Genomic DNA, 13,949 nt, shown 5'->3' with positions numbered 1-13,949 from the left:
ATGATGGACAACAAACACCCCTTGTTCGGGCCTGAATGGAAGGCCGAAAAGATGAAGATGAGCAAGTCCGATATCCTGGACGCGTTCGCCATCATAGCGACCGAAAAAATGGAGCTTGAACAGACCCTCAACTCCTTGGGGGTCAACTTAAACCAGAGCGATATATGAAACGGGACTTCAAAGGGGTCTTCATCCCTCGCGAGATTTGGCTGAACAAGGAAATAAAGGGCAATGCAAAGCTCATCCTGATGGAGATAAACAGCCTTGACGGCAACCTTGGGTGCTTTGCCAACAACCAACATTTTTCGGAAATGTTCGGTATAAGCAAGAGCTATGTGAGCGAACTGATAAACGACCTGAAAAGCAGGGGACTGAATCGAGGTAAGCACGGAAAAAAGGGACGGTGCCCCACAGCGTGTCATAACCATGATTACCCCCTTCGGTATAGCGAACCCCCCTTCGGTGGAGCGAACGGACCCTTCGGTATACCGAACCCCCCCTTCGGTATACCGAACCCCCCTATATAAGGTATTAGATAGACATTTAGATAGACAGGAGAGAGACACGCGCGCAAGCTGGTTCCTTTTCCAAAACTATCAAAGTGAACTTGAGGCGTTCTGGATGCAGAACGGCAACATGGTCGAAAACCCCGAAAAGTTCTTTGCGGATTTTGACGACACCGTGGAACTCGAAGAGATAAAGTTCGGAAGAAAGCTCTTTGCGCGCCTGAGAAAGTGGACACGTAACTGGCTGGATTTCCAGAACAGGAAAAAGAAGGATAACGGACCCTTGGAACAGAGCGTTTCGCAAAAGGTCGGAAAACGATTGGCATGAGCGGAACGGAAAGAGGAAAGATACCACCACAGGCCATTGACCTTGAAAAGGCCGTACTGGGTGCCATGATGTTGGACCAAAAAGGGGTGGACGGATGTCTTGAGGTGATAAAGAGCCCAGAGGTGTTCTATAGTGAAAAACACCGACAGGTGTTCATTGCCATCCAACAACTGGACAGTGAAAACTCCCCAGTGGACCTTTTGACGGTCTCACAGACATTGAGGGCAAACGGCAAACTGGAAGCGGTCGGCGGTGATTTTGCCCTCGTAGAACTGACCCAAAAAGTAGCGGGTTCCGCCCATATCGAGTACCATTCCTATGTGCTGTTGCAAAAGTTCATCAAGAGGCAACTGATAAGCATCGGTAACGAGGCCATTGAAAAAGGCTACGAAGAGGGAAAGGATGTTTTCGAGGCCCTTGACGAGGTGACCGTGCTCTTCGATTCCCTGAGCGGTATCTATGAGCGTGGCGGAAGCTCCATCGACTGGAACATGGCCATCGAGGAAGTACCGAGGCGGGTCGAAAGGCTCACCAACAACCAGGGCGAACTGACCGGTGTGGACACGGGCCTTACCAACATCAACAAGCATTTCAACGGGTGGCAGCCAACTGACCTTATCATCATCGGTGCGGACAGTGGCATGGGAAAAACTGCACTTGCAATGACCCACATCCTTGCATCGGCCAAAGAGGGCAATGCGGTCGGAATGGCCTCCATGGAGATGAGCACCATGCAGCTTGCCATCAGGGGCGTGGCCGTGGAGAGCCAGTTCCACATGAGACAGCTTACCCAGACCGGATTTGAGAAGGACGAATATTTTGTAAGGCTCAGCAAGGTGGTGGACCGTATGAGGAACCTTCCGATATACATAGACGACCGTCCCAGCCTTACCGTTGCAGAAATGAAGCGCAAGGCAAGGCAGATGAAACGAAGGCACGACATCAAGCTATTCATAGCTGACTTCATACAGATGTTCGCAGGTGACGAGGACGATTTTAAGCTGACCGGGATGGCGGCCAGGGAACTGAAGAACCTTGCGAAGGAACTCGACATCCCTGTCATTGCTCTGAGCCAATTGAACCGTGAGGTCAAAAAGGCAAGGTACAGCGTTCCGTCAAAGCACCATTTGAAGAATTCGAGCGGCGTGGAAGAGGCCGCCGATGTGATCGGGCTATTGTACCGCCCCGAGTATTATGGGCACAACAGGGATTCCGCTCCCGACCTATGGAACGACCTGCAGCTTGAGAACGATGAGAACGCGGTGCTTATCGTGGCAAAGAACAGGAACGGTGGATTGGGCAATATTCCCCTCAAGTACATTGCCAACAAGACAAAATATGTGAATCCTGGAGAATGGACCGGCGAACCGGAAAACGATGGGTTCGATATCCCGAAAATGGGTGTCGATGAAGCATTTGGCAATGATGATAAAACCGTGTTCGATGCCGAATAGACCGAAACAGAAGAAAAGGCCCTGGCGAGAGGAAAGGAAACCCTTTGCGCGCAGGAACAACGATAACTACGATTTCTACAACTCCACACGGTGGAGGAAGAAATCAAAGCTCTTTCGGGAAAAGAACCCGTTCTGCAAAGAGTGTGAAAGACAGAACAGGGTGGGTCCCGCTGAAGTGGTGGACCATGTTAAGGGCCTCCAATATCTATTGGACAATGGAATGGACCCTTATGCTGATAATGAACTTGAATCGATGTGCCACAAATGCCATAACGTTAAGTCGGGCAAACAGGCACATTGGAACAAAACAAAGAAGAAATGACAGAAGAAGCAATTGCTTGGGAATTTGAATGCGCCCAGAGATTAATGGGAGGCTTTGACAGGAACGCGGGCACTTTGGTTGTTACCAAAAATGGTCTTGTTGGGCGCACATTCTCCAATGAAGGATTAGTGAATGGAAAGGTAAGGGTTTATTGTGGAGATAAGAAATTATTGTGCCGTCCCGAGAACTTGAAAGTTACCGGATATATAAACTGAAAAATGCTACCTGATTTTCTACATATCAGCAACGAGGACAACATGGCACTGATGTCAAGATACCAGGACAACCATTTTGATGTTGCCATTGTAGACCCTCCATATGGTATTGGGGATTCTTGGAGTAAAAATAGAAAAGATCGGTTCTTCCAAAATGGAAAGTTGCACACTTATCAAAATACAGAGGCACCTTCCTTTGAATTCTTTGAAGAACTAAAAAGGGTCAGCAAGAACCAAATCATTTGGGGAGGAAACTACTTCACAGAGTTTCTGGAACCAACTAATTCGTGGATTGTTTGGAACAAAAAAAGAAAGGCTGCAAAAACCTTTATGAGTGAAGCTGAACTGGCTTGGACCTCATACAAAAAAGTGATGCGTATTGCTGATTTTCTTTGGGATGGTTGCAAAAAATGTGAAAAGGTAAGCAAATGGCATCCACATCAAAAACCATGGTCCTTATATGAATGGGTGATAAGTGAATATTGCTCCCGGGAAGATAAGATTCTTGATACGAATTTGGGAAGCATGAGCATTGCTCTAGCTGTTGATCATATAAACAGAATCAATGGATGGAGCCTGGAGTTAACCGGTTGTGAACTAGAACCGCATTATTATGAATCCGGAATAAAGAAACTAGGGCTTTACATGAGCCAAACTAAAATAATGCTCAATGAAAGCCTATAGGATGAACCATAACTGTTGTAAACCCGATAGGACAAAATTAATACTGGGCCATTGGTACCTATGTAAAAAATGCGGTTGGAAACATGTTCATTCCAAACCGGTCGAGCAGTTGAAGCTTGAACTATGAACAAAAAGTTCAAAGTAGTGATTTACCTGTCTGATGGAAGAATTAAAGATGTTTTCGAGACCTCTGATATCACTATTATAACCAACGGGGAATCAAGGCAAAAAATTATTGAAATAGTAAAAACAAAAAGATGAAAATACTAATATACATACTACCGATTATGGCAACCGCCCAGATTCATTTAGGGGTGGGTATCACGGAAATTTCCCAAAGAGAGGATGGGACAATGCCCTATTACTGGAACGTAGGCTATAACCAAGAAGTTGGAAAGTTTGGGGTTGGGTTCAACTACAGGGCGACCAAGGTCTTGGCAAGAAATTTCAGAAGTTGGGAGTTCAGGGTGACCCATAGGATAATTGATGGTGATTTTAAAATGGTTCTGGGAACGGGCTGGGCATTCAACCAAGAGGAAAAGGACTCCTATCCTGTAGTCCACTTTAGAAATGGAATCAACATAAGTGACGGTCTCGATTTGATATTGGACTTTGATAATAGTTTCAGGATGGGTGGAAGAAAAAGGACCGAAAGTTATCTCGGTCTTGGCCTTGCCTTGGAGTATGACTTTATAAAGGATGTAATTATTGGTAGACAAAAATAAAATGGAAAAAGCAAAAGATTTTCTTAAATCAAAAGGTATCATTAAAGAAGGATACGAAAAGTTCTACATCAATTGGATGGATGGTACGAAAGAAGTGGAGCTCACCCAATTGCTAACCGAGTATGAAACAGTGAATGGTAAGAAGAAGGAAGAATCCGAGATTAGATACAAGGATGTCATCGACTTGGGATTTATCCGCAAAAACAGCAATGATAATGTATTCATTTCTGAGTACGGATATGATTGGTTTTGGTGTGAGAAGAAGCTTTACAAAAAGATATCGGCTGTTTGGGATTGTGAAACTCATAAGGTTGAAATTAGAATGAATGCTGATGAAGGTCGCATCATTGCCAGGCACGAGGTAAGTGGTCTTAATGAATTGAAGAATTGGATTAAACTATTAACCTCGAAATAATGGGAAGATTTAAACCAAAATGTTATATCGTTTATACTCACAGAACAGTTGAAAATTTAAAATGGGAATGCACGACCCACTATCGTTGTAGAGCTCATATACCGAATATGTTGCATGAATTATTAAATGTTAAATCGATAGGTGCTGAATTGAAACTCATCTGGAACAATTGGCATGAAAGACAGATTGTAAACAAGTATGATGTTAGCTATATGGAGATTGAAAATTACATAAAAGCTGATAGCGGAATGCTATCGTTTTCATCAACACGAACAAGAGACAGGGCTATTAGGGAATTGAAACGACTAGGGGCTGATGAGTTTTACTTGGCAGATAATTATAGAGATGTAATTCTGTCCCAGGCGCATTATTATATAAACGGAACATTTCCGGAGGGGTATGGGGTGAAAACACCTGAGATTTAAACATATAAACATCGCCACCCAATCAGATTTTTACTCAGGGGTATTTTTTGAGGGGGGGGGGTAAAGTAAAACAATAGGTTATGGAAATTGTAGGAATCAATAAGGCAAGTGAGTGTTTGAGCGAAGTTCCCAAACCCCCTGTGTACCTTACCGATAGGGCCAAGGAACATTATAAATCAATGGCCCGGGATCTTAATCAAAATCAAACGTCTTAAAGGCACCTATCTCCCAGCCCTTGAGGTCTATGCGGAATCCATGGCACTATGGGAATTCACCTGTAGAAAAATCAGAGAGGCGGACCGCAATGAAGAGGGTTCGGGATACTTTCAGACTTTTAGCAACAACGTAACCCAAAACAGTACTTGGCTCAACCAACAGAACGCCGCGATAAAAAGGCTTTTCGATTGTTTCAAGCAATTTGGGCTTGAACCTTCAGCTGATAAAAACCTAAAGAACACCGGAGATTCAAACCAGACCAAATTGTTCAATGAACTTGCAAACAAACTAAAGGGCGCTTAAATGGATATAACGCAGGAAATGAGGTCATCCGTTCCCTTTCAATATGCACATAGTGTATTGGATGGAACGGTTCCTGCGGGAAAAAGGGTCGTCCAGGCCTGTGAACGATTTTTTAAATGGATCGATACCGCTAAAGAGGACGGCTATTCTATAGACCATCAAAAAGGAATGGCCATAATCCGTTTTTTTCCTTTACTGTTGAACCACACCAAGGGCAAACTTGCCGGGCAACCCTTTCACTTGGCGCCTTTCCAACAATTCACCCTGTACAACGTATTTGGTTGGGTTGATAAGGATGGAAAAAGAAGGATAAGTACAGTTTATGATAAACGGGCAAAAAAAAACGGTAAATCCGCTGAGATGGCCGGCCTCTCACTTTTCATGATGAGTTTTGAAATGGAACCGGAAGCCGAGGTCTATGTTGGGGCGACAAAGGAGGAACAGGCAAAAATTTGTTGGAACGCAGCAAAGAGCTTCATCGAAAGTCCACATGCAAATCCAGCTATGAAAAAACTGAGGTTTTATTGCAAACAGAAGGAAATTTTGAACACAAATACAAATAGCGTTCTAAAGCCTTTGGGCGGGGATTCCAAGACACAGGACGGTATCAATAGTTATCTTAGCATTATCGACGAATACCATGCCCACGCCACCGATGGTGTGAAAGAAAACTTAGAGTCATCCAGTGTACAAAGGGTCCAACCGATAACCTGGCACATCACCACGGCCGGGACCAATATTGCAAGTGTATGTAAGGCCTATGAAGATACCTGTATCGAGGTTTTGGACGGTATCAAAAAAGATGACCACCTATGGATAATGATCCACGACCTGGACAATGATGATGATTGGGAGGATGAAAGCAATTGGTACAAAGCAAATCCGTTATTGGGCCAGGGACTTGATATAGAGTCCCTGAGGAAGGAGTTTATCAAAGCACAGAACCAACCGAGCAAAGCACCAAATTTTAAGACCAAGCACTTGAACAAATGGGTCGATGCGCCCACAATCTGGATACCGCAAGAAATATGGGACAAAAATAAGGTCGATTCAATTCCCATTGAAAAGTTCAAAAAGTATGGCAGCTATGCGGCCGTGGATTTGAGCAGTACGACCGATCTCACTGCAGAGATACATCTGAGCGAGCCCGATGATAAGGGCAACCGTTATCTTTTGCCGTTTTTCTTCTGTCCATTGGCAACCATTGAAAGGCGAAGTAAAGAGGACCGGGTGCCATACCGCGCATGGATGGATAAAGGTCTCTTGATAGCGACTCCCGGTGACACTGTTGATTATGATGTGCTAGAGGACAATCTGGCGAAAAACTACCACGAGCTTTCAACCTTATGTATCGAATTTGACAAATGGAATGCAAGCCAGGTAATGAACAACCTAATGGAAAAGGGGTTTGAGGTAAGTGAATTTTCACAGAGTATTGCCAACATCAGTTTTCCTACGAAACAATTTGAAAAACTGGTCTATGATGGCAAGATAAAACATGATGGAAATATAATTCTTAAATGGATGCTCTCCGGTTGTGTTATCTATGAGGATGCAAATGAGAACATCAAGGTACACAAAGGGCGTAGCCATATGGGGAACAAACGTGTTGACGGTATCGTGGGATCCATCATGGCCCTGGGCGGCAGTCTGACAGGAGAAGAAACCAATGAGAGCAAATACAATGACATGGATATCGAGGAATATCTTGAACCTACAGAAAATGAATGAATACCAAAAACAGATTCAGGAGCAATCCGAAAACTACCGTTTTCTCCTAAAGGCCGTTACCCGTAAAGGTTTCTTTGAACTGTATTTTAAGTCCTTACCCTATCACAGGACCAATATTGAATGTTTCAATGCCCTTAATGACAGATACTTTGACTTAGTGGGTGAATTTAGATATAGTAGTTACAACAGCTTTAGGTACCAACTCAACAAACAAGAAATAAATCAATGAAGACCACATTATCATACCTATCCATTATTTTGGGAACATTTTTTCTATGTTTTTTGCAGAGCTCACTGCTTACCATTCCTTGGTTCATGGCCCATTGGGTCAGACAGTTTTTGGTGCTTGTTGTCATTTTCATGACCTTGGGACTTGGAGGAACCATCTTCTGGACCTTTGCAAAAAAACAGTCCCAATAGAAGAAATGTATCTTTCTTACATAATTTAACTTTTCAGCTGTTTTAGTTTTACCCCAAACAAATCAATTGGGGTGAATCTTTTCGACACATCAATAGCTTCTTTGGTAAACCAGACCCGCTCGGTCAGTTCTAACACATGGCCTTTGTTCTCCCTATTTGGAGGGGGCGCGGCAACGGCTGCCGGAAAGAAGATAAACCATAATTCCAGCTTAAAGGTATCCGGTTTCTGGTGCGGAATAAAGAACATATCCGACACCATTGGCTATTTACCTCTCCAGGTATTCGAGGAAACCGACAAAGGTGTTAGTTACTTGAAGGACCATCCGGTCAACCAGGTCATATTTAGAAGGCCCAATCAATGTATGTCCGCGTTCAATTTTTGGAAAACGCTCGCCGTATCACAATTGATAAAGGGCAACGGATATGCCAAAATCATACGGGACGGTGCCGGTAATGTACGTGAACTTCAACTGCTACATCCAGAGGATGTGACAGTGTACCGTTTGAACAACCAATTGTGGTACCAAATATCAGGTGAAAAGAACATGTATTTTTCGGACGAGATATTCCATGTGCCGGGATTCAGTTGGAACGGTATAACCGGAATAGGTGTCATTCAGTTTGCGGCCGATAATATGGCCATTTCGCTCAGTGCCGACCAATTTGGATCAAATGCCTTTGGTGATAGGGGTCTATCCTATGGGGTTTTGGAGACTGAAAAAAGCCTTAACAAAAAGGGAAAGGACAATATTGCCAAAATATTCAACCAACGATTGAACTCAGCGGACAAACACCGTTTGGCTGTTTTTGATGAAGGGATGAGCTATAAGAGAATAGCCCTTTCCCCACAAGAGACCCAATTTATCGAAACCAAGGCCGAAGGTGTGGATGATATTGCCCGATGGCTCAACATTCCGCTGCACAAGCTCCACAAAAAAGGTGAGGGAGGATACAATTTCCTAGTACAGATGTCCATTGAATACCTGATGTCCTGTATCATGCCCTTGGCCCAGCCCATCATGGAGGAAATTGACAACAAGCTTTTCGCTAACAAAGAAAAATCAAATGGGATCCGAAGCAACGCGGATTACCAATACATACTTCAGGCCGACCCAAAGGCAAGGGCACAATACTATAAGGATATGGTGTACATAAAAGCCATGTCTCCAAATGAGGTCCGTAAAAAAGAAGGATTGAACCCATACAAAGGCGGTGACGAATTCCTTCAAATGTCCAATATGTTGAACGAAAAACAAATCCAAAAAGAACTGAGTGATGGATAAACAACAGATAAGGTTCGGTCAGTTCAGGGCCGACAGTTTCAATGAAGAGAACCGTACCGCTGAATTTGTGATAAGCACTGAAAAGGAGGATACCTATGGCACAGTGTTCAAAGCGGATGGATGGGACCTGGGAAGATATGCGAAAAATCCCGTGGTCACCTATCAGCACCGTGATTGGAGCGAGGACCCTGATATGGTGATAGGAATCTCCGAGGTCCGTGTCGAAAATGACCAACTCATTGCCACCATCAGGTTTGAGGATGCAGAGGACAACGAAGTGGCCGAAAAAGTCTTTAGAAAGGTAAAGAACAACATACTTAGAGGTGCTTCGATTCGTGCTGATGTCCATGAATATCACTGGGGCAACTTTGATGATGGGGAAAATCCAGAGGTACTATACTTCACCAGAATGGATTTATTGGCCTGGTCCATAGTGACGGTTCCCAGTAATCCGGACACCGTTGCAAGAAACGAAAAATCATTGGTTGAACTCCGTACCGCAGTTCCAAAGAAGGAACAAAAAGAAGATACCGGCCAACGTGCCGTAGAAGTCGATGATGACTCTAAAATAGAACCTATGAGCAGGTTTGAAGCTCAATTAATTATTAACGAAAATTCGATTTAAAATGAGAAAATCAATTGAAATCCAAAGGGACCTTCAAGCCAAAATCAAAGCTCAAAGGGCAATTGTTGAAGGTGCAAAAGACGACAAAGGTGTCAAACGTGCACTTAACGAGGACGAGACCGAAAAATTCCGAACGCTCCAATCCGAGATTGAACAGTTAAGGTCCGATCTTGAAGATGCCAAGGCCTATGAGGAAAACCTACGACAGGCGGCAGCTGCTGAGGCAACTCCCGTCGAAACCCAACTTGGCAATGGAGAAGAAAGGGAAAAAGAAGAAATCCAAGAGCGATTTGATGTAAAGCGCATGTTGGAGAACCTTGTGGAGCGGAGCCCTATGGACGGTGCCGAAAGAGAGGTCAATGATATTGGGCTCGAAGAACTTAGAAACTCAGGTATCACAAACGTAAGCAGAAAAGGCTTCAATATTCCGGCACGTATGGCGTTCAAGGGTGCTAAAGGGGTCAACCGTGCAGATGCCCAGACCGTTACCGAGGATAGTGGAAACTTTGGGGGCTCCACAGTCCAGGAGGATGCCGGCCGTGTACTTCCCGCTTTCGTGGACAGACTTTCCATTGAGGAACTTGGGATTGTTCCCATGTATGATCTTGTAGGGGACTATCCACTACATTCCGTGGCTGATTTTGCCTTTGAAAACGTAACAGAAACACAAGGCCTTACGGCACAAAAGGCCCAAATGTCCAAAAGGGTACTCAAGCCCAAACGTACAGGGATGATGGTGTATATCTCCAACCAATTGTTGGCGCAGTCCAGCATCAATATCATGGGTGTTCTTGGGCGTAGAACAAACGAAGCCCTTAGCCGTAGACTTATGAGCGACCTTATCAACGGGGATGGTGTGGCTCCGAACACATTGGGGCTGTTGAACGATGCATTGGCATTTGATTTCCCTGGTACCGCCGGAGCTTTGACCCTGGCAAAGGTATTACAGATAGAAGGCGAGGTAGATGAGGAAAATGCGACCGAGGACGGGTTGATGTGGTTGGTCCACAAAAAAGCTGCGGCAATCGCCAAATCAATTCCGATCGATAGTGGTAGTGGACTTTTCTTGATGGACAAGCAAAACCAGCTGTATGGAATGCCCACAAAAAAGACAACATTAATGCCCGTGTTGAATTCCGATACGGAGTATCCGTATATCTATGGTGATTTTAAATCCGTGGAAGCCGGTTTTTGGGGAGGTATCAACATAAAGGCGGATGAAAACACCCGTGCGGACAGCAATGAGGTTCGATTGATCGTCAACGTTCACCGTGATATCATGGCGAGCAATCCAAAAGCATTCGCGGTCAATAAGAAAATTACAATTGCATAATCTTTAATCCTTAGAAAACATGAGTACTGAAAATTTAAAAGAGTTACAGGAAAAGGCCAAAGGGCTGAAGATTGAAATCCAAAAGGACGGAAAGGAGCTTACTGTAGAGGAATTAAAAGCAGCCATTGAAAAGGCCGAGGAGGCAAGTTCCAAAAAGAAAGAGAAATCTGCGGAGGAAATTGCACAGGAAAAGGTAGAAGCGGAGGAAAAAAAGGTGATCGCAGCCGTAAAGAAAAAGAAAAAACAAGGGCAAAAGACCATTAAGGTCCTGAAGTCCCTTGCCGGTAAATACCTTTTGAGCCATACAGTTGGCGAGTACGTCAATTTGGAGGGGAAACAGGCCGAAGAAATCTGTGAGGACGGTTACGGGAAAGAGGTTTAAGGGCTGACCAAGATATGGCGTACAATATTTCATATGGACCAAAAGTCAACGGTGCAGAGGTGGTAAGCCTGGCACTGGCCAAACAGAACAGCAAAATCGAATCCGGGGACGAGGATTCCTTGTTGCAGGTCTTTTTGGATGCTTCCATAATGGAGGCGGAAAGGTACATTGATTCGCCATTACTGGAAAAACAGGCCCTTATATCCTACTCGGGTTGGCAGGATATGATCATCATTCCGATAGGTCCAATCCAAGAGTTTACGGATGTCAAATACTATGATGAGCTTGGTTCGGAACAGACCCTCCCAAGTTCATCATATAGGTTCGATAAGAACACAGGGCAACTTTTGTTCAAACTTGACGAGTATCCAGAATTGGAACCCAACAATGCATTTCCGATAACCTTGGAGTGTACTGCAGGTTACAAAAACGCAGAGATGCCGGATGTTGCAAAAAGTGCCGTGCTCTTGATGTTCTCTTTTAAGGAAATGTACCGCGAGGACATTCCAAACAGTTACATGAGGACCTTTTATAACGCTTTAAAAACTTTAAAAGTATGGGGGTGAAAGGGGCTTTGTTAAAAGCAGGTGACTTTAACCGAAGAGTAGAGATATTGGAAAAGAACACCATTACATCCACCAGTGGAGAGAAAAAAAAGGGGGCTCCAACAAGTTTGGGGTTTCGATATGCCCATAGAAACGATGGCATGGGTTCCCAAGAAATCGAAGGGCAGTTGATAGGAGTTGGAATAAGTGTTTTCACCTTTAGAAACGATACCATGTTTTTGGGGAAATCAAGTCGTTTGATAATTCGTGACTACGATGGCGAATGGGAGGTATCCGCTCCATTTGAACTAGTGGATTCAAGAGGCAGACAGATTAGAATGAAATGTACAAAATATGGCGAGTCTTGATTTTTTTAAGGTTGATGGTTTTGAGGACTTGAACAAGAAAATCAAGTTGTTGCCGGATAGAGTAAAAAGGACCGAGCTTTTGAAGATTCAGAGGCAATTGGCCAAGCCTATTCAAAAGGCCTATGAAAGAAACCTTCCAGTGAACATTGGGACCCTTTCAAGATCAGTGGCCATAAAGACCGTTTCGGTAAGAAGGTCCGGCGGCAACCCTGTAATTAATGTCGTGCCGGGTAAGCGTGGGAGGAACGATGCCTATTACAGGTTTATGGTAATCCCAAAGGGTTCAAGACCCGGTAGCCGACAAAGGGGAAGTCGAAAAGGTCTCAACAGTGTTGTCCCTGAAGCAAGGGATAGGACTCTTTCACAAGTGGAAAGCGGAGTCGTAAAACAGAGTGAGGAAAAGGTGTCGGCCTATGTCCAAAAACAAATTGAAAAACTGAGCAGATGAAATCCATAGCGCAAAGAGTAAACAGTCTTTTGAACTCAAATTCAGATTTACAGAATTTGATAGGTGGACAACAGGCGTGGGAATTGGAAGATGAAGAAGCATCCCTTCCGTTCGTGACCTTTTCCATAACTGAGAATTCACCCAGGAGCAAGGATTTGCCCGCTGATTACGATGTGCGCGTCCATAGCTACGGTAATTCCCTTGAAGAGGCCTCTGATGTGGATGGATTTGTAAAGACCGCAATGTATCAAGGAAGAAGGGTCAAAAGCATTCGTGCAGCATCTGGATATACCGATGAGGAAAGCCGAAAGGCCGTAATAATAAGAACGTTTAACATAAAAAACTAAAAAGATGGCTACACCAGTGGTAATGAGCGGCAACCTTAGGTTGACGTTGGGAAATGGCAAAATATTCACCGCTATTGATTGTTCCCTTTCCTTGACAAGGGCAACAAACCAAAGAGCGGCAAACAAAGATCAACCTGCGGGGGAATTTACCAAAGGAGAAAAGGGATGGACCGCCTCCCTGAATTCCTTGATGACCTATGCGGGTGACGAAGCGGACAAATTGAGTTATTGGGACCTGTACGACCTATACGATGATGATTCCGACACCCTGGTGGAAACCGAGTTCGTGCCAGATGAAGGGGATGCCGAGTTTTATCTAAAGGGCGAAAGCATCATAACGCAAATGGATTCAGCTTGGGCCGTTGATGAGGACGGGACACTTTCATTGAGCATTACCGGTTCCGGTGGACTTGCCAAAACCGCTATATCAACAACTCCGCCGGCCAGCTAATGGAAAAATCAAGGAAGATAACGCTCAATGGGGTTGAGTATCCCATTGGGTACAAATATGGTGCAGTTCGCTTTTTAAGTGGGATTCTTGGGACAAAGGGATATGATGATACGGTAAGGATTGTCTCCGGGTACCTGGTTGAGCTTCAAAAAGCCGAAAAGAAAGGTAATGAAGATATTCCTTGGGAAATCAGTGATGGTCTAATCAATGTCATCATTGCAGGGGTGTACAGCAAAAACCCAGATGTTGAATTGGATAAAGATGATGTGGGTCAAGCAATGCTTGAAGATGTGGAAATCCTAAAGACCGTTTTTATCCAGTTCATGGAGGATATGCCCAGGCCTCCCAAGGATATCAAAGGGACAGAAGGTAGCCAGGGAAAGCAGGTGGCCCCAAAGACCCGGAAATAGGCACAGGCAAAAC

25 protein-coding genes are annotated in these 13,949 nt (G+C 44.4%); all 25 read left to right on the top strand.

Translation table 11 applies throughout. The features are described 5' to 3' along the window. The 25 genes from ACOKFD_RS15760 to ACOKFD_RS15640 all read left to right on the top strand — a co-directional run bounded on the left by ACOKFD_RS15760 (window position 1) and on the right by ACOKFD_RS15640 (window position 13,936). On the top strand, window positions 1-168 hold the full coding sequence (locus ACOKFD_RS15760) for a hypothetical protein (protein WP_422858794.1): 168 nt from the start codon (window positions 1-3) through the stop codon (window positions 166-168). Further along, the gene (locus ACOKFD_RS15755) at window positions 165-527 is read left to right on the top strand and encodes a helix-turn-helix domain-containing protein (protein ID WP_422858793.1); all 363 of its coding nucleotides are present in this window, start codon (window positions 165-167) and stop codon (window positions 525-527) included. The genes ACOKFD_RS15760 and ACOKFD_RS15755 overlap by 4 nt, the downstream gene beginning before the upstream one ends. After that, on the top strand, window positions 427-834 hold the full coding sequence (locus ACOKFD_RS15750) for a hypothetical protein (protein WP_422861043.1): 408 nt from the start codon (window positions 427-429) through the stop codon (window positions 832-834). Before ACOKFD_RS15755 ends, ACOKFD_RS15750 begins: the two co-directional genes overlap by 101 nt. Next, window positions 831-2,288 (top strand): replicative DNA helicase, encoded by a 1,458-nt coding sequence (locus tag ACOKFD_RS15745; RefSeq protein ID WP_422858792.1) that lies wholly within the window; start codon window positions 831-833, stop codon window positions 2,286-2,288. Before ACOKFD_RS15750 ends, ACOKFD_RS15745 begins: the two co-directional genes overlap by 4 nt. After that, window positions 2,278-2,610, top strand: a complete 333-nt coding sequence (locus tag ACOKFD_RS15740; protein ID WP_422858791.1) for a hypothetical protein — start codon at window positions 2,278-2,280, stop codon at window positions 2,608-2,610. The genes ACOKFD_RS15745 and ACOKFD_RS15740 overlap by 11 nt, the downstream gene beginning before the upstream one ends. After that, a complete protein-coding gene (locus tag ACOKFD_RS15735; protein ID WP_422858790.1) occupies window positions 2,607-2,825 on the top strand; it encodes a hypothetical protein in 219 nt (72 codons plus the stop codon). Before ACOKFD_RS15740 ends, ACOKFD_RS15735 begins: the two co-directional genes overlap by 4 nt. Before the next feature lie 3 nt (window positions 2,826-2,828). Continuing rightward, window positions 2,829-3,509, top strand: coding sequence for a DNA methyltransferase (locus tag ACOKFD_RS15730; RefSeq protein ID WP_422858789.1), 681 nt, complete (start codon window positions 2,829-2,831; stop codon window positions 3,507-3,509). Between the two features lie 257 nt (window positions 3,510-3,766). Beyond that, window positions 3,767-4,234, top strand: coding sequence for a hypothetical protein (locus tag ACOKFD_RS15725; protein ID WP_422858788.1), 468 nt, complete (start codon window positions 3,767-3,769; stop codon window positions 4,232-4,234). 1 nt (window position 4,235) lies between these two features. Then, the gene (locus tag ACOKFD_RS15720) at window positions 4,236-4,649 is read left to right on the top strand and encodes a hypothetical protein (RefSeq protein ID WP_422858787.1); all 414 of its coding nucleotides are present in this window, start codon (window positions 4,236-4,238) and stop codon (window positions 4,647-4,649) included. A gap of 107 nt (window positions 4,650-4,756) precedes the next feature. Beyond that, window positions 4,757-5,074: a hypothetical protein gene (locus ACOKFD_RS15715; RefSeq protein WP_422858786.1), complete on the top strand. Its 318-nt coding sequence runs from the start codon at window positions 4,757-4,759 to the stop codon at window positions 5,072-5,074. Between the two features lie 80 nt (window positions 5,075-5,154). Further along, window positions 5,155-5,289, top strand: a complete 135-nt coding sequence (locus tag ACOKFD_RS15710; RefSeq protein ID WP_422858785.1) for a hypothetical protein — start codon at window positions 5,155-5,157, stop codon at window positions 5,287-5,289. After that, window positions 5,228-5,593 carry a P27 family phage terminase small subunit gene (locus tag ACOKFD_RS15705; protein WP_422861027.1) on the top strand — a complete coding sequence of 122 codons (366 nt, stop codon included), beginning with the start codon at window positions 5,228-5,230 and terminating at the stop codon, window positions 5,591-5,593. The genes ACOKFD_RS15710 and ACOKFD_RS15705 overlap by 62 nt, the downstream gene beginning before the upstream one ends. Beyond that, window positions 5,594-7,324 carry a terminase large subunit gene (locus ACOKFD_RS15700; RefSeq protein WP_422858784.1) on the top strand — a complete coding sequence of 577 codons (1,731 nt, stop codon included), beginning with the start codon at window positions 5,594-5,596 and terminating at the stop codon, window positions 7,322-7,324. Further along, window positions 7,317-7,553 carry a hypothetical protein gene (locus tag ACOKFD_RS15695; RefSeq protein ID WP_422858783.1) on the top strand — a complete coding sequence of 79 codons (237 nt, stop codon included), beginning with the start codon at window positions 7,317-7,319 and terminating at the stop codon, window positions 7,551-7,553. Before ACOKFD_RS15700 ends, ACOKFD_RS15695 begins: the two co-directional genes overlap by 8 nt. Continuing rightward, on the top strand, window positions 7,550-7,744 hold the full coding sequence (locus ACOKFD_RS15690) for a hypothetical protein (protein WP_422858782.1): 195 nt from the start codon (window positions 7,550-7,552) through the stop codon (window positions 7,742-7,744). The genes ACOKFD_RS15695 and ACOKFD_RS15690 overlap by 4 nt, the downstream gene beginning before the upstream one ends. Window positions 7,745-7,815: 71 nt before the next feature. After that, a complete protein-coding gene (locus tag ACOKFD_RS15685) occupies window positions 7,816-9,027 on the top strand; it encodes a phage portal protein (RefSeq protein WP_422858781.1) in 1,212 nt (403 codons plus the stop codon). Further along, complete coding sequence (locus tag ACOKFD_RS15680) at window positions 9,020-9,652, top strand: HK97 family phage prohead protease (RefSeq protein ID WP_422858780.1); 633 nt, start codon at window positions 9,020-9,022, stop codon at window positions 9,650-9,652. The genes ACOKFD_RS15685 and ACOKFD_RS15680 overlap by 8 nt, the downstream gene beginning before the upstream one ends. Before the next feature lies 1 nt (window position 9,653). Then, entirely contained in the window at window positions 9,654-10,985 is a 1,332-nt protein-coding gene (locus ACOKFD_RS15675) for a phage major capsid protein (RefSeq protein ID WP_422858779.1), read from the top strand. A gap of 19 nt (window positions 10,986-11,004) precedes the next feature. Further along, window positions 11,005-11,367 (top strand): hypothetical protein, encoded by a 363-nt coding sequence (locus ACOKFD_RS15670; protein ID WP_422858778.1) that lies wholly within the window; start codon window positions 11,005-11,007, stop codon window positions 11,365-11,367. A 14-nt stretch (window positions 11,368-11,381) separates the two neighbouring features. Further along, a complete protein-coding gene (locus ACOKFD_RS15665; protein ID WP_422858777.1) occupies window positions 11,382-11,933 on the top strand; it encodes a head-tail connector protein in 552 nt (183 codons plus the stop codon). Continuing rightward, a complete protein-coding gene (locus ACOKFD_RS15660; RefSeq protein WP_422858776.1) occupies window positions 11,924-12,280 on the top strand; it encodes a hypothetical protein in 357 nt (118 codons plus the stop codon). Before ACOKFD_RS15665 ends, ACOKFD_RS15660 begins: the two co-directional genes overlap by 10 nt. Further along, window positions 12,267-12,728, top strand: a complete 462-nt coding sequence (locus ACOKFD_RS15655) for an HK97 gp10 family phage protein (RefSeq protein ID WP_422858775.1) — start codon at window positions 12,267-12,269, stop codon at window positions 12,726-12,728. Before ACOKFD_RS15660 ends, ACOKFD_RS15655 begins: the two co-directional genes overlap by 14 nt. Further along, the gene (locus ACOKFD_RS15650) at window positions 12,725-13,075 is read left to right on the top strand and encodes a hypothetical protein (protein ID WP_422858774.1); all 351 of its coding nucleotides are present in this window, start codon (window positions 12,725-12,727) and stop codon (window positions 13,073-13,075) included. The genes ACOKFD_RS15655 and ACOKFD_RS15650 overlap by 4 nt, the downstream gene beginning before the upstream one ends. A 4-nt stretch (window positions 13,076-13,079) precedes the next feature. Further along, window positions 13,080-13,526: a hypothetical protein gene (locus ACOKFD_RS15645; RefSeq protein WP_422858773.1), complete on the top strand. Its 447-nt coding sequence runs from the start codon at window positions 13,080-13,082 to the stop codon at window positions 13,524-13,526. Further along, window positions 13,526-13,936 carry a hypothetical protein gene (locus tag ACOKFD_RS15640; RefSeq protein WP_422858772.1) on the top strand — a complete coding sequence of 137 codons (411 nt, stop codon included), beginning with the start codon at window positions 13,526-13,528 and terminating at the stop codon, window positions 13,934-13,936. The genes ACOKFD_RS15645 and ACOKFD_RS15640 overlap by 1 nt, the downstream gene beginning before the upstream one ends. Window positions 13,937-13,949 lie beyond the last annotated feature (13 nt).

It is taken from the genome of Flagellimonas ulvae, assembly GCF_049333175.1.
Lineage (GTDB): Bacteria > Bacteroidota > Bacteroidia > Flavobacteriales > Flavobacteriaceae > Flagellimonas.
This window is presented reverse-complemented; position numbering and strand designations above follow the sequence as displayed.

Excerpts from the sequence above, each read along its gene's own strand:
- ACOKFD_RS15650 (WP_422858774.1), top strand. The coding sequence starts at position 12,725 with ATGAAATCCATAGCGCAAAGAGTAAACAGTCTTTTGAACTCAAATTCA.
- ACOKFD_RS15760 (WP_422858794.1), top strand. The coding sequence starts at position 1 with ATGATGGACAACAAACACCCCTTGTTCGGGCCTGAATGGAAGGCCGAA.
- ACOKFD_RS15715 (WP_422858786.1), top strand. The coding sequence starts at position 4,757 with ATGTTGCATGAATTATTAAATGTTAAATCGATAGGTGCTGAATTGAAA.
- ACOKFD_RS15660 (WP_422858776.1), top strand. The coding sequence starts at position 11,924 with ATGGGGGTGAAAGGGGCTTTGTTAAAAGCAGGTGACTTTAACCGAAGA.
- ACOKFD_RS15665 (WP_422858777.1), top strand. The coding sequence starts at position 11,382 with ATGGCGTACAATATTTCATATGGACCAAAAGTCAACGGTGCAGAGGTG.
- ACOKFD_RS15695 (WP_422858783.1), top strand. The coding sequence starts at position 7,317 with ATGAATGAATACCAAAAACAGATTCAGGAGCAATCCGAAAACTACCGT.
- ACOKFD_RS15640 (WP_422858772.1), top strand. The coding sequence starts at position 13,526 with ATGGAAAAATCAAGGAAGATAACGCTCAATGGGGTTGAGTATCCCATT.
- ACOKFD_RS15730 (WP_422858789.1), top strand. The coding sequence starts at position 2,829 with ATGCTACCTGATTTTCTACATATCAGCAACGAGGACAACATGGCACTG.
- ACOKFD_RS15675 (WP_422858779.1), top strand. The coding sequence starts at position 9,654 with ATGAGAAAATCAATTGAAATCCAAAGGGACCTTCAAGCCAAAATCAAA.
- ACOKFD_RS15700 (WP_422858784.1), top strand. The coding sequence starts at position 5,594 with ATGGATATAACGCAGGAAATGAGGTCATCCGTTCCCTTTCAATATGCA.
- ACOKFD_RS15645 (WP_422858773.1), top strand. The coding sequence starts at position 13,080 with ATGGCTACACCAGTGGTAATGAGCGGCAACCTTAGGTTGACGTTGGGA.
- ACOKFD_RS15720 (WP_422858787.1), top strand. The coding sequence starts at position 4,236 with ATGGAAAAAGCAAAAGATTTTCTTAAATCAAAAGGTATCATTAAAGAA.
- ACOKFD_RS15680 (WP_422858780.1), top strand. The coding sequence starts at position 9,020 with ATGGATAAACAACAGATAAGGTTCGGTCAGTTCAGGGCCGACAGTTTC.
- ACOKFD_RS15690 (WP_422858782.1), top strand. The coding sequence starts at position 7,550 with ATGAAGACCACATTATCATACCTATCCATTATTTTGGGAACATTTTTT.
- ACOKFD_RS15735 (WP_422858790.1), top strand. The coding sequence starts at position 2,607 with ATGACAGAAGAAGCAATTGCTTGGGAATTTGAATGCGCCCAGAGATTA.
- ACOKFD_RS15725 (WP_422858788.1), top strand. The coding sequence starts at position 3,767 with ATGAAAATACTAATATACATACTACCGATTATGGCAACCGCCCAGATT.
- ACOKFD_RS15745 (WP_422858792.1), top strand. The coding sequence starts at position 831 with ATGAGCGGAACGGAAAGAGGAAAGATACCACCACAGGCCATTGACCTT.
- ACOKFD_RS15755 (WP_422858793.1), top strand. The coding sequence starts at position 165 with ATGAAACGGGACTTCAAAGGGGTCTTCATCCCTCGCGAGATTTGGCTG.
- ACOKFD_RS15655 (WP_422858775.1), top strand. The coding sequence starts at position 12,267 with ATGGCGAGTCTTGATTTTTTTAAGGTTGATGGTTTTGAGGACTTGAAC.
- ACOKFD_RS15750 (WP_422861043.1), top strand. The coding sequence starts at position 427 with ATGATTACCCCCTTCGGTATAGCGAACCCCCCTTCGGTGGAGCGAACG.
- ACOKFD_RS15710 (WP_422858785.1), top strand. The coding sequence starts at position 5,155 with ATGGAAATTGTAGGAATCAATAAGGCAAGTGAGTGTTTGAGCGAAGTT.
- ACOKFD_RS15740 (WP_422858791.1), top strand. The coding sequence starts at position 2,278 with ATGCCGAATAGACCGAAACAGAAGAAAAGGCCCTGGCGAGAGGAAAGG.
- ACOKFD_RS15670 (WP_422858778.1), top strand. The coding sequence starts at position 11,005 with ATGAGTACTGAAAATTTAAAAGAGTTACAGGAAAAGGCCAAAGGGCTG.